Origin of the sequence: Algibacter sp. 2305UL17-15, from assembly GCF_040720935.1 — a bacterium.
Lineage (GTDB): Bacteria > Bacteroidota > Bacteroidia > Flavobacteriales > Flavobacteriaceae > Jejuia.
The window spans coordinates 229,779-253,175 of sequence record NZ_JBFDAE010000002.1 but is presented as its reverse complement, the minus strand read 5'-3'; the positions used below and the strand labels follow the sequence as shown (position 1 = coordinate 253,175).

At 34.9% G+C, this 23,397-nt stretch carries 15 protein-coding genes; 12 read left to right on the top strand and 3 right to left on the bottom strand.

Annotation, left to right across the window (positions count from 1 at the left end; genetic code table 11):
* Positions 1-14: 14 nt before the first annotated feature.
* Positions 15-1,154 (bottom strand): cysteine desulfurase family protein, encoded by a 1,140-nt coding sequence (locus ABXQ82_RS02985; protein ID WP_367054617.1) that lies wholly within the window; start codon positions 1,152-1,154, stop codon positions 15-17.
* 142 nt (positions 1,155-1,296) lie between these two features.
* Between ABXQ82_RS02985 and ABXQ82_RS02980 the strand changes: the two genes are divergently transcribed.
* Entirely contained in the window at positions 1,297-2,286 is a 990-nt protein-coding gene (locus ABXQ82_RS02980; protein WP_367054614.1) for a hypothetical protein, read from the top strand.
* Here ABXQ82_RS02980 and ABXQ82_RS02975 read toward each other — a convergent pair.
* Positions 2,283-2,840, bottom strand: coding sequence for a Smr/MutS family protein (locus ABXQ82_RS02975; RefSeq protein ID WP_367054612.1), 558 nt, complete (start codon positions 2,838-2,840; stop codon positions 2,283-2,285). The genes ABXQ82_RS02980 and ABXQ82_RS02975 overlap by 4 nt on opposite strands.
* Positions 2,840-3,028, bottom strand: coding sequence for a hypothetical protein (locus ABXQ82_RS02970; RefSeq protein WP_367054609.1), 189 nt, complete (start codon positions 3,026-3,028; stop codon positions 2,840-2,842). The genes ABXQ82_RS02975 and ABXQ82_RS02970 overlap by 1 nt, the downstream gene beginning before the upstream one ends.
* A gap of 157 nt (positions 3,029-3,185) precedes the next feature.
* On the opposite strand from ABXQ82_RS02970, the gene ABXQ82_RS02965 reads away from it, so the two are divergent.
* The 11 genes from ABXQ82_RS02965 (at position 3,186) to ABXQ82_RS02915 (ending at position 23,393) form a co-directional block, all read left to right on the top strand.
* Entirely contained in the window at positions 3,186-5,198 is a 2,013-nt protein-coding gene (locus ABXQ82_RS02965; RefSeq protein WP_367054607.1) for a T9SS type A sorting domain-containing protein, read from the top strand.
* A gap of 86 nt (positions 5,199-5,284) precedes the next feature.
* Positions 5,285-5,575 carry a DUF2752 domain-containing protein gene (locus tag ABXQ82_RS02960; RefSeq protein ID WP_367054604.1) on the top strand — a complete coding sequence of 97 codons (291 nt, stop codon included), beginning with the start codon at positions 5,285-5,287 and terminating at the stop codon, positions 5,573-5,575.
* A gap of 9 nt (positions 5,576-5,584) precedes the next feature.
* Complete coding sequence (locus ABXQ82_RS02955; RefSeq protein ID WP_367054602.1) at positions 5,585-5,917, top strand: CCC motif membrane protein; 333 nt, start codon at positions 5,585-5,587, stop codon at positions 5,915-5,917.
* 301 nt (positions 5,918-6,218) lie between these two features.
* Entirely contained in the window at positions 6,219-10,127 is a 3,909-nt protein-coding gene (locus ABXQ82_RS02950) for a two-component regulator propeller domain-containing protein (RefSeq protein ID WP_367054599.1), read from the top strand.
* A 121-nt stretch (positions 10,128-10,248) separates the two neighbouring features.
* A complete protein-coding gene (locus tag ABXQ82_RS02945; RefSeq protein WP_367054596.1) occupies positions 10,249-13,404 on the top strand; it encodes a TonB-dependent receptor in 3,156 nt (1,051 codons plus the stop codon).
* Positions 13,405-13,459: 55 nt separating this feature from the next.
* Complete coding sequence (locus ABXQ82_RS02940; RefSeq protein WP_367054594.1) at positions 13,460-15,139, top strand: RagB/SusD family nutrient uptake outer membrane protein; 1,680 nt, start codon at positions 13,460-13,462, stop codon at positions 15,137-15,139.
* A gap of 90 nt (positions 15,140-15,229) precedes the next feature.
* On the top strand, positions 15,230-17,527 hold the full coding sequence (locus ABXQ82_RS02935) for a glycoside hydrolase family 3 N-terminal domain-containing protein (protein ID WP_367054591.1): 2,298 nt from the start codon (positions 15,230-15,232) through the stop codon (positions 17,525-17,527).
* A 1-nt stretch (position 17,528) separates the two neighbouring features.
* Positions 17,529-19,163 carry a sulfatase gene (locus tag ABXQ82_RS02930; protein ID WP_367054589.1) on the top strand — a complete coding sequence of 545 codons (1,635 nt, stop codon included), beginning with the start codon at positions 17,529-17,531 and terminating at the stop codon, positions 19,161-19,163.
* A 2-nt stretch (positions 19,164-19,165) separates the two neighbouring features.
* Positions 19,166-20,761, top strand: coding sequence for a sulfatase (locus tag ABXQ82_RS02925; protein WP_367054586.1), 1,596 nt, complete (start codon positions 19,166-19,168; stop codon positions 20,759-20,761).
* An 82-nt stretch (positions 20,762-20,843) separates the two neighbouring features.
* Positions 20,844-22,283 (top strand): sulfatase, encoded by a 1,440-nt coding sequence (locus tag ABXQ82_RS02920; RefSeq protein WP_367054584.1) that lies wholly within the window; start codon positions 20,844-20,846, stop codon positions 22,281-22,283.
* Between the two features lie 9 nt (positions 22,284-22,292).
* Positions 22,293-23,393: an endo-1,4-beta-xylanase gene (locus ABXQ82_RS02915; RefSeq protein WP_367054581.1), complete on the top strand. Its 1,101-nt coding sequence runs from the start codon at positions 22,293-22,295 to the stop codon at positions 23,391-23,393.
* The last annotated feature ends 4 nt before the right edge of the window (positions 23,394-23,397 follow it).

The window sequence follows — 23,397 nt, the reverse complement described above, 5'->3', positions numbered from 1 at the left end:
CAATCTAGAAGAATTTAGATTAATTCTTTTAAAACACCAACCACATAATCCACTTCATCCTTAGTATTAAAAACACTCAAGGAAAACCGAATTGAAGGCTTTTCTAATTCCTCTTTATTCAAAATTTCAGTAAGCACATGCGATTTTTGATTGCTCCCACTCTGGCAAGCACTTCCTTTAGAACATGCAATACCTTTTAAATCCAATTGAAAGAGAAACATTGCCGACTTATTAGCCGCGATAGGCAATTGCACATTTAAAAGTGTATAAGTACTTTTTTCCAAATCTTCCGAAAGTCCATTGAATTTCACATCGGGTATTTCAGCTTTAAGCTTAGAAATAAAATAGGTTTTCAGTCCCTTTATATAACTAGTCTCTTTTTCGATGTTGCCATAAGTTAAAGACATTGCCTTTTCCAAACCCGCAATATTATGCACACTTTCGGTGCCTGCACGCAATCCGCGTTCTTGTTCCCCACCACAAATCATCGGTTTTAAAACCCTATTTTTTCTAATAAAAGCAAAACCCACACCTTTTGGCCCATGGAATTTATGCGCACTAGCTGCTAGAAAATCAATTTTAATTTCTTGTAAATCTAAATTATAATGTCCTATAGATTGTACCGCATCAGAATGAAACAAGGCGTCATATGCTTCACATAAATGGGCAACACGTTTTATATCCAAAATATTTCCTATTTCATTATTCACGTGCATTAAACTTACCAAAACTTTTGTATTGTTTTTTAATAGCTGTTCGAGTTCATTAAAATCAATCGTTCCAAATTCATCCAGTTTTAAAAAACTTACAGAGATATTATACTCTTTTTGCAATTGCTCAACGGTGTGCAGTACGGCATGATGTTCAATTTTTGTGGTAATAATATGCGCAACCCCTAAATCTTTTACCGCACTTCTCAGTACCAAATTATCAGCCTCAGTACCTCCCGAAGTAAAAACAATTTCGCCTGCAGAAACATTTAAAATTTTAGCAATTGCTTTTCTGGACGCTTCAATCAACGTTTTAGATAATCGACCTAAACCATATGAAGATGAAGCATTTCCATAATTATTTTTCATCGTTTCAGTTATTACAGAAATAACTTCATCACGCATTTTGGTGGTTGCTGCATTATCCAAGTAAACCGATTTCATAAGATTATGGTTTATAATTATTAACAAAACCATTTAATGAATAAATAGCCTTTAAGGCTCAAAAATACTTGAAATAAAATTATTATCAATAAGTCTCGTTATAAATACAATTCTATTATTTTTGTGTAAAATTAAAAACCCAATGCGTAATCTATTCTTACTACTTAGTTCAATTTGTTTTCTATTCATTTTTTCGTGTAGCGATGGCGATGTATTTACTGTTGAATTTGATTTTGATGACACATTTCAAGCTTGTGAAGAAAGCGATTTATTATTCTACAAGACAAAGGAAGAACCTACCGAAACGCTTTCTGTGCTTTTTACATCATTAACTCTCGAAGAACTTTTTGAAACCGAAGTAGATACCTTAACCTTTGAAGAAACCGCAACATTTAATTATAGAACATACAATAGAACAGACTTACCTAACGATTTGTTTTGCACCATTATACCGCCTTCCAATTTAAATATTGTGGTTGATGAAAGCAGCTCTTGTACGGCAAAAATTATTAGGATTCTTATAGAAGATGATAATGATGGCATTCCTTCTGAATTTGAAGGCCCAAACGGTATTGATCCACTAGGAGATGATGATAATGATGGTGTTTACAACTATCTGGATGACAATTCCAACGATAAAACCATTGGGGACGTTGATGAAAAAATTGAAGATGGTTTCGATACAGATGGCGATGGTTTAGCAAATTTTATAGATGCAGATGACGACGGCGATAATGTATTTACTAAAAATGAAAAACCAGATGTGGATGGAGATGGCAGCCCTTCTGATGCTCAAGATTTTGACAAAGACGGTACACCAGATTATTTGGATAGTGATGATGACGGCGACGGCACTTTAACAAGAGATGAGGAAAATAATACACAAAACCAAAACCCGCTAGACGATATAACCAATCCTGATGTAGGAGCAGATTATTTGAATCCAGCAGTTAAAACCGAAACTCCTGCAACGGCTTACAAAGAACACTCCATTAGTCAGACCTATACGGTAAACATGGTAGTTGAGGATATTTCTTTGGATTTCCTATTACAAGAAGAATTAAATTTTGGTTTTTTGACTGGATTAAGTGAGCTCACAAATACTAGAAAAGTTACCCCAGTTTTTAATTAAGCTTTGTTTTGATAAAAATAAACTTCGGTTGCACCAAGACCGTATTTTTGATAATTGGCGTCGTAATATTTTAAATTATCATAACGTCCAAACAAAGATTCCAATTCCGCTTTTAAAACACCCTCTCCAACACCATGGATAAAAACAATACGCTGAATCCGTTTTGAAATGGCGAATTCCAATTGTCGTTTCGCGGTTTGCATCTGCAAGTTCAACATATCAAAATTCGTCATGCCCCTAGAAGACCTTACCAATTGATTGATATGTAAATCTACTTCCATTGCTGGTTGCGAGCGCTCTTTTGGTTTTACTCTTTTATGGGACTTACGTTTGCCGCCTTCCTTTTCTGAAAGCACTTCATTTACATTAGAATTTGAAAAAACAGCAGCGTCCAAATCATTATCTGTATCTAATAGCACCAATTCATGCGCTTCAAAATCCAATAGAAATCCATCTTCGGTTTCTAAAGTAACAGTAGTTTCATCTATCTGCTTTACAACACCAGATAATTCTTCATCTAAAACCGCAACTCTATTTCCTATTTTAAAACGCATTAGTCCTCGGTATCAGTTTCGTCATCACGCTCTTTTCTGCTGGGTATAGTTTTAGAAACTCTATAGATACCAATCATTAATATCACAATGCCACTTATCAATATGTATTGATCTTGATGCTCTTCTGCTTTGGCATAAATTGCAACAACAGCACCTAATAAAATTAAAACGTAATTGAAATATTTCATAACTAACGAGGTATAATTTGGCAAATTTACATGAAATAAACGAACTGAAATAGAGTATCCATTTTAATATAAATCAATACAAATTACCGATTAAATACACAAAAACAGGTTATACTGATATTTTTATTTATATTTGCTCATCCAACTATTGAAAAATATGATTCCCCAAATCCCTAATTTCAGAATAGCAAGTAATTGTATTTCTAAAAACTTAAAGTTTACTCTTGCTTTTATTCTAGCAATAACGTACTCTTTTAACACATTTTCGCAAGATTTATATGTTGATGATGACTCCTATTTATACGCAAGGGATGTAGTGCTTTTTGTAAATAACGATATCCGTCTAGAAACGGATACTTCTATGCTCTACATGAGAGGTGACGCCCAATTGATGCAAGATGCTGATATTAAAAATTCTGATGAAGGGGAACTTTCTGTGTATCAAAATCAAACCGTGGGAGCTACTGAATATAACTTTTGGTGTTCGCCAGTTGGGGTAAGTGTAGCTGGTACTGCGAAAGCGAATGTTGCTTTTAATGGTTCTAATATACATAATCCTGATGATGACGCAGATTTAACCAATGTTGTCTCTACTGACTATACCTATACATCAAGCTACAACGCTACAGCAAACACGCTCTCTAACCAATGGATATTTACCTTAATTTCGGCTGGTGGTTATAATGGCTGGGCACTACAATTAGACACTGGTAGTATAGCAACAGGTTATGGCTTTACTATGAAAGGCAGCCCAAATACCGATAATGTTTTAGATTTTAGAGGACGACCAAATAATGGTAATTTCTCGGTTGCTTGTGAGTTCACAGGAACAGATACCGACCCAAATTCAGGTGCAGATGATCATGTTGAAACACTAACCGGAAACCCTTACCCTTCTGCTTTAGACTTAAAAGAATTTTTAAAGGCAAATGTTAGTGTTGCAGATGGTGGAGCTGGACATCCTACGATATCCTATATTAATGCTCAAATTTATTTTTGGGAACAACAAGCTACTGGCTCACATTATATAACGAATTATCAGGGCGGCTATGGCACTTATACAGCTGGAGATTTAACAGACGATATGGATAACGGTACTTATGTAGAAGCTACATTCTCAACTTATGATGCTCAAGGAGGTAGCAACGGTGACGATGTAGGAACAGGTGCAGATTATGGCCCCAACAACGAAAGACGTTTTGCAGCAGTAGGCCAAGGTTTTATTATAAGCAGTAAACTAAACCCGTATAATGTAGCAATGCCGGATGGAACTGAAGCCTCTCCTGTTGGAAATGAAGCTTTTTTTACAAATGCTATGCGCTTATATCTAGCAGAAGATTCTACTCCTGGTGGTGATGGCTCTATTTTTGCAAAAGGTGGTAATGCTAAAAAAACAGGGGATTCTGAGAAAAAAGAAGTGATAGCTATGTCTCATAACGGTATTGATTATCAAAGTATATTAAACAATCCTACAATAATTCCTGAAATAAAAATCCATACACACATCAATAATACATTCTACAAAGAAAACCTTATTGCCTTTCGTGAAGGCACTCCAAATAACACAACTTATAACAACTCTTTTGATGCACTTAGCCCAGCTCAAGATTTAGCTAACGATGCTTATTTAATTTCTGATGATAAAAACTTAGTTATAAAATCTATTAAGTATGATAGTAATACTAGACTACCTATTGGCTTTAAGGCAAATGAGATTTCAACACGCTTTAGTGTAAAGGTTTTTAAACTGAATGATGTACCTGCTGATGTTAACGTTTATCTTTTTGATAAAGACAACAACACTTATACGGATATAAAAAATGGTGCTTTTGAAGTCTCGCTTCCAAAAGGCATCCACAATGACCGTTTTGAAATCACATTCAACAATCAAAGCAATCTGAACGTAGAAACAATTTCCAACGATGATTTTAAAGTATTTGAAAACTCAGGAATTTCCCAACTTGAAATCCACAATCCGCAATTATTGGACATAGCTTCAATTACTTTATATGATGTTTCAGGTAAATTAGTTACAAAACGAATAATTTCTTCAAACGAACGTAAACACACAATTGATTCAAGAAGATTGAGCACAGGCACCTATATTGTCGAAATTAAATTAACAGACCAGCAAGTACTTAACAAAAAAGTGATGATCTCAGGAAATTAAAATTGATTTTCGTTTGATTGCCTGTGTTGTTATTTCTCATTTTTAGTATATTTATCACTTGTTAATTTAGCGCTTGCTTAATTATTATGAGTGAACTTGAACAATACATGCTCCCCTGTTTAAACAAAAAGTTTTTTGGTATAGACTGCATGGGATGTGGCTTACAACGTAGTTTTTCGTTATTGATTAACGGCGAGTTTGCCGAAGCTTTTAAAATGTATCCCGCCATTTACACACTTGTTTTAATGTTTTTAATTATTGGTATTAACGCTTTTAAACCTTTAAAATATGGTTATAAAACAATTTTATCTTTAGCATTATTAAACGCCGTAATTATCATCACAAGCTTTATCTTAAAAACTTTCTTAATTAAATAAAAAAACAAAATGGAACAACAAAAACTACCAAATTCAACCTTAATTCTCGTATTCGGGATTTTATCAATTGTCACCTGCTGTTGCTACGGCATAGTAGGATTAATTTTAGGAATAGTAGCTATTGTGCTTGCCAAAAAAGCGACACAGATGTATTCTGAAAACCCCGATCAATATTCAGGTTTTCAAAACGTGAAAACAGGTAAGGTTTTAGCAATTATCGGTATTATATTAAGTGTACTCTATTTATTATTTGTAGTTGTAATGGTTTCCACTTTTGGATGGGAAACATTGCAAGATCAAGAATTGATGCAGGAAAAATTGCAAGAAATGATGGGACAATAGTAAAATTAAAGTAAGTCGTCCAAAATTGGACAAACAAATTAAATACATTGAATCAAACCAGAGCAGCTTACTGTTCTGGTTTTTTTATTGTGCATAAAAATCAGATGTTTTCATTCTAAATTTGGCGTTTTAAAATAAATGTAAAATTGGAAACATTTCTTCCATACGTCTTTTAAATATACAGTATATTGACAATTTTTGCCCCTAATCAAACCATAACTAAACCCTATTTTCTATTTCGTTATTTAATTTTGATTAAATTTATCTTTCTGGAGTTTACCAAAAATTTAACCTTATTTTTTTGAAGCTAAAAAAAATCATATTCTTATTACTTATCTTTTTTTGTGGTCAATTCGCGTTTTCCCAAAGCAATATTGAATTTCAGCAATTAAGGGGAGAAAATGTTTCTACACAAAGTATTACCTATGCTGTGGCTCAAGATAGTGTTGGCAATTTATGGATAGCTTCCGAAGAAGGTGTACTAAAGCACAATTCTAAATTCTACAAAATCTACAACACCTATGATGGTCTGCCAGAATTGTTTAGTAACCGTACAACGGAAATATTTATCGACTCTAAACAAGACATCTGGATTGGACTCGAAAAGGGGGTTTGTATTTACAATGCCAATTTGGATGTATTTAAACAAGTAAAAAGCAATACTGATATTAACCCTTCTTTAGTAACTAGCATCCATGAGGATAGCCATGGCAATATTTGGGTTGGTGGTTTTAACGGTTTATGGAAATACGATGTAAAATCTGAGGCTGGGGAACTCATTAGAATTGTTAGTAACCATAATATACTCACATTAAAACCTTCCGGCAGCAAAATACTTTTTGGCACTCCTAAAGGCTTGTTCGTTTACAACACTTTGGATGACGATTTACAGGAAATAAAGCTAGATAATCAGTTAAACAGTATTAGTTTAATAACTATTATTGATGCCTATGCCATTATAGGTAGCAAAGCTGGTAGTCTGTTTAAATTAAATCCCAAAACATTAGAAGTAAATACTATTCATTTAAAAAATAAGCTGATACACCCTATAACCGATGCCGTTAAAAATGACGACAATAGCATTTACATTTCTACCGATGGCGATGGCATTTACCATGTAAACTATGCCTTTTCTGTTATAAGCCATTTTAGTGAAGATGCCAATAATGCTAGCGATATATCCAGTAATGGTGTTTATGATATTTTATTGGGAAAAGAAAATATTTTGTGGGTTGCCACTTATGGGGGCGGTATCAACTATTTTGATGCCAACCGTTTGCCTTTTAAAAAAATACGCCATCGCTTTAATGATAAAAATAGTATTGCTGCAAATTTCACAAGGTCTATTGCAAAAGACAAGAATGGCAATTTATGGTTTGGCACAAAAAAAGGAATAAGTATCAGGAACGCCAAAAACAAAACATGGACACATATTCCCAACCTATCTAAAAATCAGGATAATAAGCAAAATATTGTACTTGCCTTAGAACCGGATAAAGATTTTATGTGGATTGGAACCTACAACAATGGCCTTTATAAGATGAATATTAATTCGTTGAAGAGCACACATTATAACACCAAAAACAACAAACTTTTAAAAAAGGTCTATGCCATACATAAAGATGCAAAAAATAATATTTGGGTCGGAGGAATTGAGGGTGGTCTAGCCGTAATTACCCCAGAAGACAACATAGAAACCTACCCTATTCAACAATTAAGATCCATTAAAGAAACCCGTTCCGGAAATATTCTTACCACGGGCAGATATGGTGTTTATACAATAAACCCGATTACAAAAGAGCTTCAACTTATTGAAGCTTTAAAACCAGATAAAAACGCACTTGCCTACTCTACCATAAACAGTGTTTATGAAACAAATAATGGCAATCTTATTTTGGCAACAAATGGGGAAGGTCTTGTTTTTTTCAATTCGAAAAATAAAAGTATCAAAAAACTAACAGTCAACTCCGGTATGCCTTCTGATATTGTTCAAGGCATTATCCCAACCTCAAACTCTAATATTTGGGCCAGTACCACTAAAGGCTTAGCAAATATTATTATCACAGAAAAAGATACCACCATAAATGTTTTTGACAGAAGGGACGGTTTAGCAAATACGGAATTCAATTATGGAAGTTACAGAAAACTTAGTGATAGCCTATTTGCTTTTGGCGGCGTTGGTGGCGTTACGCTATTTAACCCAAATCATATAAAAAGTGATAGTTATACCCCAGAAGTGACATTTGATGCCTTTAAGCTTTTTAACAAACCTGTTAAACCCGGTGATGGTGTATTGCAAAAACATATCAACGAAACAGAATCAATTATTCTAAAACACAACGAAAACTCTATTGAAATAGGATTTACTGGCGTTTTACATAGTTCTGCTTCAAAAATTAAATACACCCATAAACTCGAAGGTTTTGATAAAACATGGTCTGCCCCAAGTAGATCAAGAATTGCTTCCTATACAAATTTGAGCCCTGGCAATTACACCTTTAAGGTAAAAGCTTATAACAAATATGCCAATCCCGGTAAAGAGCGCCAATTAAATATCGCAGTAGCTTCTCCCTGGTGGACAACAACTGCGGCATACTTATTTTATGGATTACTGCTTATTGCACTAATAATGGCAGTTATTCATTTTACAAGTGTTGTTATAAAGAAGAAAAATGCCGATGAACAAATTGATTTTTTCAATAATATTACCCATGAAATTAAAACGCCGCTTACCATTTTGATTTCATCCTTAGACAATGTAACCGAAAACGCAGATACTGGAGAAGACTCGAAAAAAAGAATAAAAACAACCGTACAACGCATCAATTCACTATTTGAGCAAATGCTTAATTTTCAAAAAGTCACTTCAGATGATGCGCTTTCAATAGACATTTCAAAAATCGATTTGGGACACCATTTAAAGAAACGCATCAATAATTTTGTACCATTAACTAAAGAAAGAAATATTAGTATTGTTTTAAATAACCATTGGAATGAAAATGGTTTTTATTTTGATAAAGACAACTTCGATAAAATTATTTTAAACCTCATTACAAATGCCATAAAATATTCTTTTGAAAACGGAAAAATCACAATCAATCTTCATAAAACCCGTTTGCGTGAATTGAAGATTGAAGTTATCGATGAAGGTTTAGGCATCCCAAAAGACCAGCAAAAATTCATACTTAAACGCTATTACAGAGCAAGAAATGTTATCAATAGCCAACGTCCCGGAACTGGATTAGGACTCATGATGGTTAAAAAACTATTGGAAAAAACTGGTGGCTCCATTGATTTTTTGAGTGAAGAAAACAAAGGCACAACATTTACCGTAGTGTTAAAAAACCTAAAGTTTGAATATGATAAAAAGCTGGTTTCTAAAGAAAGCACCATCAATAATTTAAACGCCTCGACCGAAGATCAGGCAGAAATAGATGCTTTTAGCGATAGTAAAATATTAATTGTTGAAGACAATGATGAATTGCGTGATGTTTTGATAAATACATTAGGTGTGTATTTTCAAATTTTCGAAGCCAACAATGGTGAAGAAGGTTTAAAAATGGCATCTCAAATATTTCCAGACCTTATTATAACAGACCTTATTATGCCAGAAATAGATGGTATGCAAATGGCTAAACAATTAAAGGACGATATCAACCTGAACCACATTCCTGTATTCATGCTTACGGTGCTTCAAAACACCGCACAAAAACTTGAAAGCATTGAAAGTGGTATTTCTGAGTATATAGAGAAACCTGTTGATATTAAATTTTTGTTGGCCAAAATGATAAATACCTTGAAATGGCAACAAAAACTTCGCGAAAAATACATTCACGATAACGATGCAGACAATGCCTCTTTATTTAGAAATAAAAATGATCAGGAATTTTTAAAGAACCTTGAAGATGTAGTTATTCAGAATATTGAAAATGAATCCTTTTCGGTTCACAACCTATCAGGAAGTTTTAGCATGAGCAGAACTTCACTTTACATGAAACTTAAAAATTTGGTAGATCTATCCCCCCAAGATTTCATTATTCACACCAAATTGAAACATGCCAAAAAACTTTTAATCGAAGGGACCTCCAGCATTAAGGAAGTGGCTTATCGTTCTGGGTTTTCAAATCCAAAATATTTCAGCACGTCATTCAAGAAATTTTATCAAATGACGCCAAGTGCCTTTTTGGATAGTCTTAAAGACAATATTTAAAGCAGGTATTTATATTTAACTTCCCTCAAAATTCAAGGTTTGACAATTTACAAACCCTTTGTGATGCTTTTTACGACCCTTTAAGCGGATATTTATGTAGTTTAGCGGAAACCAAACTATTATGAAAAAATATTTTTGCCTCATTCTTTTTATGCTGCCATTTACCCTTTTGGCACAACATACCATAAAAGGAGCTGTTACCGACGACAACCAACTACCTCTTCCTGGTGCTTCTATATTGGTTAAAGGCACTACTACTGGAGCGGTAACAAATTTTGATGGTAATTTTAGCATAGATTTAAAATCTACACCAAGTACGTTACTTATCAGTTATTTGGGCTATGTTACTAAAGAAGTACTAATTACAAATCAAAAAAACATAACCATAGTTTTAGAAGGCGACCAAGAGAGCTTAGATGAAGTTGTTGTTATTGGATATGGGGAGGTTAAAAAGAAAGATTTAACAGGAGCAATTACGTCAATAAAACCAACAGAAGCAATTGCAGAACAATCTAGGGGTATTGAAGATGTTATTAGAGGAAGATCGGCGGGAGTTCAAGTTGTAAATAATGGTGCAGAACCCGGCGCATCCATTTCTGTTAGGATTAGAGGTTTAAGTAGTTTAACTAACAATTCTGAGCCACTATACGTAGTTGATGGTATTATAATAGATTCAGCCACAGAAGACACACAAGACCCATTGGGAGGCTATAGCTCTCAGCAAGCTGGTTTAACAGGTGTAAACCCGCAAGATATTCAAAGTATAGAGATTTTAAAAGACGCCTCTGCTACTGCCATTTACGGGTCTCGTGCAGCAAATGGAGTTGTAATCATTACAACTAAAAAGGGTAAAAAAGGAACTGCAAAGTTTAATTTCACAACTACAACATCAATAGGCCATGTGGTAAGAAATATAGAGGTATTAGATATAGAAGGGTTTGCGAACTATCAAAACGATGCTAAACTAGCAATAGGCCAAGAATTACCATATTCAATTGCTCCAAATGGAGTAATATCTACAACAGGAGACGATCCAATAGTGGTAGAGGGAATTAACTGGGCAGACGATACGTATAAAAAAGCCTATGTTGTTAGAAATCGATTATCAGTTAGCGGTGCTGGAGACAAAACGAATTATTACGTTTCTGGTGGAATGACAAGAAACCAAGGTACATTTCCAAATGCATTAGCAGAAGCATTTGATGTTAACGCTAATATAAAACATAAATTCAATGATAAATTTAGCATAAAAGCAAAAGCAGCAGCAACCTTCACAGAATTACAGGCCTCAAAAGGGACTGATGAGACTGGTGGCGCAAATAATAGTATGGTACGACAAGTCATATTAGCAGCTCCAATTTTGAATTTTACCGATAATAACAACGATGCTGAAGATGTAGATGAAATACTGGATGGCCCAAGAGCTTGGACTCAAGAGTATGATGATGATGCCACAGAAACACGTTTATTGGCATCTGTTGATATGCAATATAGAATATCAAAAACTTTAAAGTACAGATTACTTTTTGGTGGTGATTACAGAACAAAAGAACGTAAATTTTTCTTTGGTACGGGTTTAAGAAAAGGTAGAGATCCTAATGGAATTGCAGGAGTAAGTACGCTAGACAGGTTTAGATACAATATTGACAACACCATATTGTATAATAAGCGATTTAATAAAAACCATCGTATTAATGCTACAGCTGGATTTTTAATAGATAAAACGCACATTGAAACATCACGTTTCTCTGCAAGTGATTTTCCAGATTTATCTTTACGAGCGGATGGCATCAATACAGGTCGTAACCAAAATGCAAAAATTTTAGGGAGCGAATCTCCAACCATATTATCATTTATTGGGCGTGCTAACTATACACTAGCAGATAAATATTTATTTACAGGAACTTTTAGAGCAGATGGTAGTAGCAGATTTCCAAAAGGGAATCAATGGGGTTATTTTCCAGCATTTTCCTTTGCTTGGAAAGTTATGGAGGAGCCTTTTTTAAAGGATCAAAAAACAATTTCTAATTTAAAGTTAAGAACAGGTTACGGTGAAGTAGGCAATCAAAATATAGCATCTTATAGATTCCTTTCGATATTCAATAGAACAGAGAATAGCTTAGCAGACTCAGAAGGTAATGGCACGCTTATTCCTATAATACCTCAAAACCTTGCCAATGAAGAATTAAAATGGGAAACATCAAAACAATATAACCTTGGTGTTGATTTTGGTTTTTTTGATGATAGAATTAATGGAACAGTAGATGTATATGAGAAAAAAAGTTCTGATTTATTATTAAGTGTTCCTTTGGGACCAAGCACAGGTTTTAACGCTTTAACTGCTAATCAGGGTGGTATTGAAAATAGAGGTTTAGAAATTAGTTTAAATGCAGATGTTATTAGAAATAAAAACACCAATTGGAATGTTTTTGCCAATATTTCTTTTAATAGAAATAAAATAACAAGTTTAGGTTTAGATGCTAAACCATTTGGTGCTCTTGGAAATATCGTCGCTTTTGAAGGTACTCAAATTGCTGGAGGTACGACTTTCAAACAACCGGCAAATATTTTTATTGAAGGAGAAGAAGCCGCCTTGTTTTATGGTTATGAAACCAATGGAATCATTAGAACAAATACTGCATTAATAGATACCCCTACTGGAGACCCATTAACTTTTAAAGGACAAGATTTACAGGTTGGCGATGTCCAGTTTGTTGATAAGAACAATGATGGAAATATTGATGAAAATGATAAAACCATTATTGGAAATCCAAATCCGGATTATACGTTTGGTTTCGGATCATCTTTTGAATATAAAAATCTGTCGTTAAGCGTATTATTTAATGGTGTGTATGGTAATGATCTTGCTAACGGTAATAGTTTAGAAAATGCATATGCCAATACAACGCCTAGGAATGTACGCTCTGAAGCTTATTATGATGCTTTTAATGCGGTTTTAAATCCAAATGGAAAATACCCGTTTGTTGGTGTTAATGGTACAGGTTATACTTCAGAGTTTAATGATAGAGCGGTGGAAAGCGGAAGCTTTTTAAGATTGAGCTATGTCACTCTAGGCTACAACGTACCCTTAAAAAGTAACCTTATTGACAGCTTGAAATTCACACTTTCCGGACAAAATTTATGGCTACTTACAGACTATACCGGTTTTGACCCTGAAGTGAGCAGTTTTGCTTATGACCCATTAAGATCAGGAGTAGATTGGGGTTCTTTTCCAAACCAAAGAACATATGCATTTGGACTAAACATAACTTTTTAGTACAAGTTTAAAAGAAAAAACAGAATTTAGCACTTATAATATTAAAATTAAACACATGAAAAATACAAGAACCAGCTTTCTAATTTTCTCCATATTGGTTATGTGCTTCTTTAATTGTGAGAAACAATTAGAAGATATTCCAGAAAATGATTTATCCGCAGATCAACTTTTTAGCGATGAAGAAGGGACAGAAAAAGCAGTAAACGGTATGTACTCCCAATTACAAGGGTATGACTACTACGGCGCAAGACTGAGACTATTACTTTGGCCACATTCCGGTAAATACCAATCTAAACAAAACGCAAATGCTGATGCCAACCAATTAAGCGTTACAAATAATAATCTTAATTTAGATAGATTATGGCGCGGCATCTATCAAACTATAAATCAAATAAATACTGTAATTCTTAATGTTGAAAACACAGGTTTAACTAATAAAGATACCAGTTTAGGTCAAGCCTATTTTTTAAGGGCTGTAGTCTATTTTGATTTAGCCCGTATGTTTGGTGAAGTTCCTCTGAGAACTAAACCTGCAACATTAGCCGATATTAATATTGCAAAAAGCAGTAAAGAAGATATCTACAATCTAGTTATTTCTGATTTAAAAAAAGCCACAGACTTATTACCTAATAGAGGAGAATATATTGCTGGACGTCCAATTAAATTTGCAGCTAATGCATATTTAGCCAAAGTTTACATAACACTAGCAGGGTCTAACGATGCTTCGGAACAACCAGAAGGCTTTAATAGTGTAACCGAATCTGAAATTACAGCAACTGAGATTACCAATTTTTGGGAAGAAGCGAAAGGTGAATTAGATGAAGTTATCAATAATGGCGGTTATGAACTTACGACCACTTTTGGAGATTTATGGGAAGAAGGTATTGGAAGCAGAAATACTTCAGAATCCATTTTCGAACTTCAGTATGGTGCTACAGGCGCATCAAGAGATAATGATATTATTCGTGATGTGGTGCCTTCAGGACATCCAATTATAGCTGAAAACACAAATTCATTTGGTAGAATAAGACCAAATAAAGAAATGTTTAATGATCATATTATTCAGTATTCTGGAGATGATTATTCTGATGTAGCGTTTATCTCTGCCGGAAAAGGTAAAGATGTTATTGATTTAGATCCTAATGTTGCTGACCCAAGAATTGACGAAACATATATTTTCAATTCCTATACAAAAACAAGTAATACTAAAAATCAAAACGTATTTCCTAGACTTAATAAAGGAAACAATGCGTATGCACATTTAAAAAAATATAGAGATTTAACTTATAACGGTACAAATACCATTAATAACCTGATTCTAATGCGTTATGCGGATATTTTATTAATGCGAGCAGAGGTTGAAAATGAAATTAGCGGGCCTTCAAGTGCTTATGCTTTTGTGAATCATGTATTAAAAAGAGCAAGAACAACAACTTCTGGTACAACACAAGAACCATCAGATTGGGATGCGACAACTGTTGCTACAAAAGACGCATTTCGGGAGCGTATTATGAAAGAACGTGAGTATGAATTAAATGGAGAAGGCCATGAATGGTTTGATATGAGACGTCGAGGATTAAACCGTTTTCAAGAACAAATAAATCATCATAATGCAGCAGTAACATTCTATAAATCTGAAAATGATAAAGATTTTATTTTTGAAGACGTTGAAACTGAAATGACATTACCAATACCTTCTGCTGAATTATCGGGAAACAATTTAATTAACGAATAAGTTTAAAACCAAATGATAAAAAGTAACATTAATAAGCTCTCAATAACTTGTATCATTTTAATGGTCTTGTCCTGTTCAGACAAAAAAAATATGAAAGATGATGCTAACCCAAGATATTTAGACGCAACCGCTAAAGTTGAAGATAGAATTGAAGATTTAATGTCTCGCATGACGCTGGAAGATAAAGTCTATCAAATGTGCCAATATGTTGGTTTAGAGCATATGAAACATGCTGAAAAAAACATTACCCAAGAAGAACTGGATAAAAATGATGCTTTGGGATTCTATCCCGGTGTTCTTAGTGATAGTGTTGGTCGTTTAGCAGAAGCCGGTAAAATTGGTTCATTTCTTCATGTGGTAACACCAGAAGAAGCCAACTATTTACAGGAATTAGCTCAAAAATCGCCTCTTAAAATCCCATTGTTAATTGGTATTGATGCCATACATGGCAACGGATTGGTAAGTGGTTCTACCATTTACCCCTCTCCTATTTCGCAAGCAGCAACCTTTGCCGATGATTTGATAAAAGAAGGTAGCCGTCAAACTGCGCTTGAAATGAGAGCCAACGGCATGCATTGGTCGTTCACACCAAATATAGATGTGTTGCGTGATCCGCGTTGGGGACGCACCGGAGAAACTTATGGCGAAGACCCTTATCTCGTTGGAAATATGGGCATTGCAAGCATTAACGGTTTACAGTCTGATGATTTCTCTGGAAATGAAAGCGTCATTGCATGTGCAAAACATCTTATTGCTGGGAGTTCATCTATAAACGGATTAAACGCATCGCCAACCGATGTGTCTAAACGTACTTTATTTGAAATATTCTTACCGCCATACCGTCGTGCTGTTCAGGAAGCTAATGTGTTTTCTATCATGGCTGCCCATAACGAAGTTGCAGGAATGCCCGGACATATGGATAAATTTATGATGAACGATTTAATGCGGAACCGTTGGGGATTTGACGGGTTTTATGTGAGTGATTGGAACGATGTTTCAAGAATTGCTTTGTGGCATCACGTTGCAAAAGACTTTAAACAATCCATAGAATTTTCGGTAAATGCCGGAATGGATATGAACATGCATGGACCAGTTTTCGATAAACATTTAATTGAATTGGTGAATGAAGGTAAAGTCGATGAAGCCCGCGTTAATTATGCCTGCCGGGAATTATTGGAAGTAAAATTCAAATTAGGGCTTTTTGAAAATCCGTTTGTTGATATTGAAAAATCAAAAGAAGTTAACTTTACCGAAGCTCATCAAGACAATGCTTTAGAACAAGCTAGAAGAGCAATTGTACTTCAAAAAAATAAAAACAATGCGTTACCTTTAGCTGAAAAAGGAAACGGAAAAACTATCTTTATTACAGGTCCAAATGCAAACAACCAAACTACTTTAGGAGATTGGGTATCGCCGCAACCTGAAGAAAATGTGGTGACTATGGTTGAAGGTATTTCGGAAATTGCAGAAACGAATGGTTATAACATTAATTATTTCGATTCTGGAGATCGTTCAAAAGAAATTACACCAGAAAATATCAATAAGGCTTCGCAACAAGCTGAGACTGCAGATATAATTGTGTTGGTTTTAGGTGAAAACTCTTTTCGTCATGATTGGGGACGTAAAACTACAGGTGAAAATATTGATAGAGCTACCTTAAAATTATCTGGAAATCAAATGAAGTTGGCAGATAAAATGTTCGAATTGAAAAAACCAGTCATTGTGGTCTATGTCAGCGGAAGCCCAATTGCAGAACCTTGGTTAGAGCAAAGAGCCGCAGCAGTTTTAAACACTTGGGAAAGTGGTGCGTTTGCGGGACAAGCTACTGCTGAAATTCTCTTTGGAAAAATAAATCCTTCAGGGAAACTGCCTTTAACTATTCCGCGTAGCGTTGGTCAATTACAAATGGTATATAACCACAAACCAACTGCTTATATTCATAAATACAATACTGAAAAGAAAGTGCCATTACATCCTTTTGGCTTCGGATTGAGTTATTCAAAATTTCAACTATCGGCACCCAAAGTTTCAAAAGCCGATTTTGCAGGTATTGATGATATTATTGAAGTTACGGTGCAAGTATCCAACAAAGGAAAAATGGATGGTGAAGAAGTCGTTCAATTATACATTAGAGACGATATCAGTTCATATACAAGACCTGTGAAAGAATTAAAAGGCTATAAACGTGTGGCAGTTAAAGCTGGTGAAACGAAACAAGTAACCATTCCTATTACTGCTGAAAGTTTAGCCATGTATGATGCCGACTATAATTTTGTTGTAGAACCAGGAACATTTACGATTATGATTGGCAACTCTTCTTCTGACAAAGATTTAAAGAAAATAATAATCTCGGTAAAAGAAAAGATTACATTAGATAAAAATAGATAACATGCTAAAAATATTCAACATAATTGCAGTCTGTGCATTGGTATTATTTTCCTGTAAGGAAACAAAAAAAGACCAAGCCTTAAATAGTGCGTCTGCTTCCGAAACCGCAAGACCAAATATTATTTACATCATGGCAGATGACTTAACCACGCAAGCAATTAGTGCCTACGGTGGTATTTATAAAGACATCGCGCCTACTCCAAATATAGATAGAATAGCTTCAGAAGGTATGTTGTTTCAAGACGTATTGTGTACAAATGCTATTTGTGGCCCTAGTCGTGCTGCCATTCTAACTGGAAATTATAGCAATCTTAATGGGTATTATAAAAATGAAAGTGGCGGGAAATTTGACGAATCAAAATGGACATTCCCACAGGAATTTCAAAAAAATGGCTATCAAACCTCTTTGTTTGGAAAATGGCATTTAGGTACAGAACCTCAAGGTTTTGATGTGTTTAAATATCATAATTCTGCAGGACAACAAGGCCATTACTGGGATCCTGTTTACAACATGAATGGGCAGGATACTAAAGTTGAGGGGTATTCTACAAACTTGAGTACCGACTTTGCAATGAATTGGTTACAGGATGGTAGAAAACAGGACGAACCATTTATGATGGTGTTGCAATATAAAGCACCACACAGGCCATGGCAACCAGACACCAAATACGAACAACTGTGGGAAGATATCGAAATGCCCTATCCTTCAACGTTCAATGATGATTATAAAGGGCGTGAGCTAACCGCAGGCGATACAGAAATGACCATGGAGTATTTCTCCCGAAGAGATATGAAATTTGAAGAACCTGCCGATTTAAAAGGGAAAGAAAAAATAAAATGGGCATTTTACGGCGCCAAAAAAGGGGAAGTTGTACAACCCGAAGGCATGAGTGCCGAAGAAGGTCGCAAATGGAGGTACCAAACTTACATTAAAGATTATTTGGCATGTGTAAAATCAGTTGATGACAATATAGGTCGTGTCCTTAAATATTTAGATGATAATGGTTTAGCTGAAAATACGGTCATTGTTTTAACCTCCGATCAAGGATTTTATTTAGGAGATCATGGGTTTTTCGATAAACGATTTATTTACGAAGAATCAATTAGAATGCCATTTATGGTAAAATATCCTAAACTGGTAAAAGCAGGATCTGTTAATGAAGATATCATCACAAATATCGATTTTGCACCAACACTCTTAGATTTAGCAAACATTAAAACCACGCAGCAAATGCAAGGTAAAAGTTTTAAATCCATGTTATCTGGAACTACACCAAAAGACTGGGAACAAGCGATGTATTATCATTATTACGAATTTCCATATTGGCACCATGTACAACCACATTATGGCATAAGAACACAAAAATATACATTAGCACATTTCTACTATAATATTGATGTTTGGGAATTGTACGATTTAGAAAAAGACCCACAGCAAATGAATAATGTGATAAACGATCCAGAATATGCCAACGTGGTAGTCGCTTTAAAATCACAATTAAAAGACTTAATGGCGACCTACGAAAATGACAAATCTTTAACAGAATTTAGAGCTATTACCGATACCGATTTTGGTTCTATAATAGACCGTAAAGATGATGAAACTTCCGTACAAGACGTCCTAACAAACAAATAACAATGAAGAACTTATATAAAATAGCATTTGTAATTGCAGTTTCACTAGTAATAGCTTGTAATGCTCAAAAAAGTACAAATATAAACCCTTCTGAAGATAACAAAGGTGCCACTTCAGTTTCCAATGGGACTAAGAAGAACATACTTTTTCTGGCTATAGACGATTTAAAACCGCTACTTTCAAATTATGGTGCATCTCAAGTGATTACGCCTAACTTTGATCGTTTAGCAAAAATGGGGATGACCTTTACAAACGCACACGTACAATACGCGGTTTGTGGGCCGTCAAGAGCAAGCGTCATGACCGGTGCTAATCCTGACAAAACCAAAGTTTGGGATTTACATACCGATTTTAGAGAGTCTGCTCCAGATTTAGTTTCTATGCCGGAATATTTAATTTCCCAAGGTTACGAAACTACTGCTGTTGGTAAAATTTATCACAAAGGAAGTTCTGCTCCAGGACATGATGGAAAAAGCTGGAGTATCCCACATGAATTACCAAAAAATTACGACCCGAAATACGGAGATGCTGCTTTCGAATATTATCAAAACCCAGAAACCAAGAAGAAGATGAATGCCTTGATTGCCGAAGGCGAAGCAAAAGGTATTAAAGGCGGAAAAATGCGTGGCTATGTTTTCAAACGTTTAAAACCAAGTACAGAAAGTGCCGATGTTAGCGATGAGTCTTATCAAGATGGCTTATACACACAAACTGCATTAAAACAATTGGCAGATTTGGAAAATTCTGGGAAACCATGGTTTTTAGGTGTGGGCTATCAAAAACCACATTTACCTTTTGTGGCGCCCAAAAAATATTGGGATTTATATGATAGGTCTAAAATTAAATTAGCAGAATTTCAAGAATTGGCAGAAGGCACACCAAAATTTGCATACCACTCTTTTGGAGAACTGAGAGCATTTAGTGATATTGATAACAAACTGGGTATTGGCGACAAATTACCCGAGGCGAAACAACGTGAGTTGATTCATGGTTATATGGCGTGTATCTCGTATATCGATGCACAATTAGGAAAGTTGTTTGACGAATTGGAAAAAAGAAATATCCTTGATGATACCGTTATTGTACTGTGGGGAGATCACGGTTGGCATTTAGGCGATCATACCGAATGGTGCAAACATTCAAACTTCGAACAAGCAACCCGTATTCCGTTTATGTTTGCTGGACCTGGTGTAAAAGCAAATCAAAAATCACATCATCCTGTAAATTTGGTAGATTTATTTCCAACCGTTTTTGACTTGGCAAATGTTGCTCAAAGTCCTCAAACCGATGGAAAATCATTAGTGCCACTTTTAGACAACGACACGTCAACTTCCATAGATATGGATTATGCCTATCATCAATACAAAAGAGGGAAACGTATGGGGTATGCAGTAAGAACAGACCGATACCGCTATACCGAATGGCACGATAACGACTATAGAAGTTTCAAAGCTTATAATGAGAGTAATATTATCGCTAGAGAATTATACGATTATGATAAAGATCCTTTGGAAACCAGAAATTTGGTGAAAGACCCTGCTTATAATGCCGTGGTTTCAGAATTAAAAAGCACCTTAAAAAACCACTTAACTAAGTAATTTTGAGTAGCCAACCTGAAAAAAAGTGGTGCTTCTTAAGTATCACTTTTTTGACATTATTAATCTTAAATATAAAATACAGATGAAAAAATATAGTCTTCTTTTTATTTTTATGTTGTCTGTCTCAGTTTTTGCACAAGACAAGCCGAATATTTTAATCATCCATACCGATGATTTGGGCTACCACGATTTAAGTATTACAGGTTCACAATTATACGATACTCCAAACATTGACAATTTATCAAAAGAATCGGTCTCTTTCTCAAACGCTTACAGTAGTTATCCACGTTGTACACCATCTCGTTATGGGATGATTACAGGAATGTATCCCGTAAATGAAAACAAAGGTAATTTAGGCGCGATTCCAGAAGACAAAAACATGATTAAGCAATTTGTAAATGCTGGTTATAACACCTCTTATGTTGGTAAATGGCACTTAGGAAAAGGAAAGAGCAATCCAGATAAATTTGGGTTTAGTCATATTTATGCAGCAGGTGAAGCTGGTAGTGTCGGCTCTCGGTTCTATCCGTTTAACACCAAAAAAAACGGAAAACCTGCAAAATATGATGTCCCAAATGTAAAAGAAGATGGAAAAGTAGGCGATTATATTAGTGATATGCTGACTTCGGAAGCCATAAAGTTCATTGAAAACAATCCAAAAAACAAACCGTTTTTAGCAGTATTGGCTTACTATTCGGTACACACACCTTTGGAAGCTAAAGAAGAAGATAAACTTCGGAATAAAAAACAATTAAAAACCATCGATTTTGGAGACACGCCTGAATACATCAAAGAAGGTGAGGGCAGACGAAAAATGCGTCAGGACGATCCAGATTATGCCGGTATGGTGGAGAATATAGATGAAAACGTTGGCCGTTTACTGCAAACTTTAAAAGATATGGGTATTGCTAAAAATACCATCATCGTGTTTTCGTCAGATCATGGTGGATTATCTAATGATGGCCATAAAGGCGAGCGTCATTTAGCAACCACTAACCTCCCCCTTAAAGCAGGAAAAGGCCATTTATATGAAGGCGGCATTCGTGTACCTTTATTTATAAAATGGCCTAAAGAGTTAAAACCTAAAAAAGACGAAAAATCTATCGTTTTAGGAATGGACATCTTCCCTACCCTTTTAGATTTAGCAATTGACAAAAAAGTTGATGGCTTAGATGGACAAAGCTACGCTTCAGTATTAAAAGGAAAAGACAATTGGAAAGACAGAACTGTTTACTGGATGTCCAGAAAAGCACGACCACACAGTACAGGAGATAGTAAAGCGATAGCTGTTCGTTCAGGAGACTATAAACTGATTCAGTTTCTGGAAACAAAAAACGTTGAGCTCTACAATCTTAAAAAAGACATTTCCGAAGAACACAATCTTGCCGAAAAAGAATCTGCTAAAACGGCCCAAATGCTTCAGTTATTAAAAAATTGGAAAAAAGAGATGCTAGTGCCAGAGCGTTTAGACGTTGGCAAAAAACCAAAAGGAGATAAAAAGGGGAAGATTAAAAATCAATAAAAAGCACCAATGAAAAATATATACATCCTATTTTTATTGTGTTTTATATCTTCCTGTGCCCAACAAAAGGAAGCTACAAGTCTTGCAGCACAAAACTCTTCAAAAGAAAAAGCAAACAACAACAAATTACTTGTTGGAGCAACATTAAATCATAATGAATTAAATACCAAAAAAGAAAAACTCTTTTTAAAAGATTTTAAATACCTAACCCCAGCAAATGCTGCGAAACAAAGTGCGATTCATCCTAAACCCAAAGTATGGAATTGGAATAAAATAAATGATTTCATAGATTTCGCAAATAAGAACAAACTTGTTGTTAGACTGCACGGCCCTATAAGTCCGCAAGCCTCTAAATGGGTAAAATCAGACAATCGAACTCCAGAAGAATTAGAAACCATGTTAGTAGAATTTACTACAGCTTTTGCTATGCGATTTAACAATGAACCATCTGTAAAATGGATGGATGTTGTCAATGAAACCATATTAGCCAATGGCGATTGGTTTGGGTCAAAAGAAGGCGTTGACCAATGGGAGAACCCCTGGTTAAATATAGGATTGGATGAAATTGGAGTTCCACTTTATATTTTAAAGGCTTTCGAGATAGCTACAAAGCATGCTCCAAATTTAAAATTAGTTTATAATCAAAATGCAGGTATGGAGGATGCTATTTGGGACAAACTAAAGAAAACTGTACTCTATTTAAGATCAAAAGGATATCGGGTTGATGGTATTGGTTGGCAAGCACATTTATTACTAGGAGCAAAACGAAAAGACTTTGTAGATAATACCGATGCCACCATGAAAAAACTTTCTGATTTAATAGATTGGGCGCATGACAATAATCTTGGTTTTCATGTTACTGAGTTGGATTATTTAGTGAAGGACGTCTCAAAATTAGAAACAGAGCGCGATATTCAAAAAAGAGTATATCAAAGTATAGTTGATGTTTTATTGGCAAAAAGTAAAAACGGAGAAGTCACACTTAACCTTTGGGATCTCGGAGAACGGCACAAAGAAGGCATGGGAGATTTCCAATCCATTTATAATTCAGATTTTAAGCCTACTCCAGCTTATAACGTCATTAAAAAGGCCATTGAGACAAAGCACTAAAAAA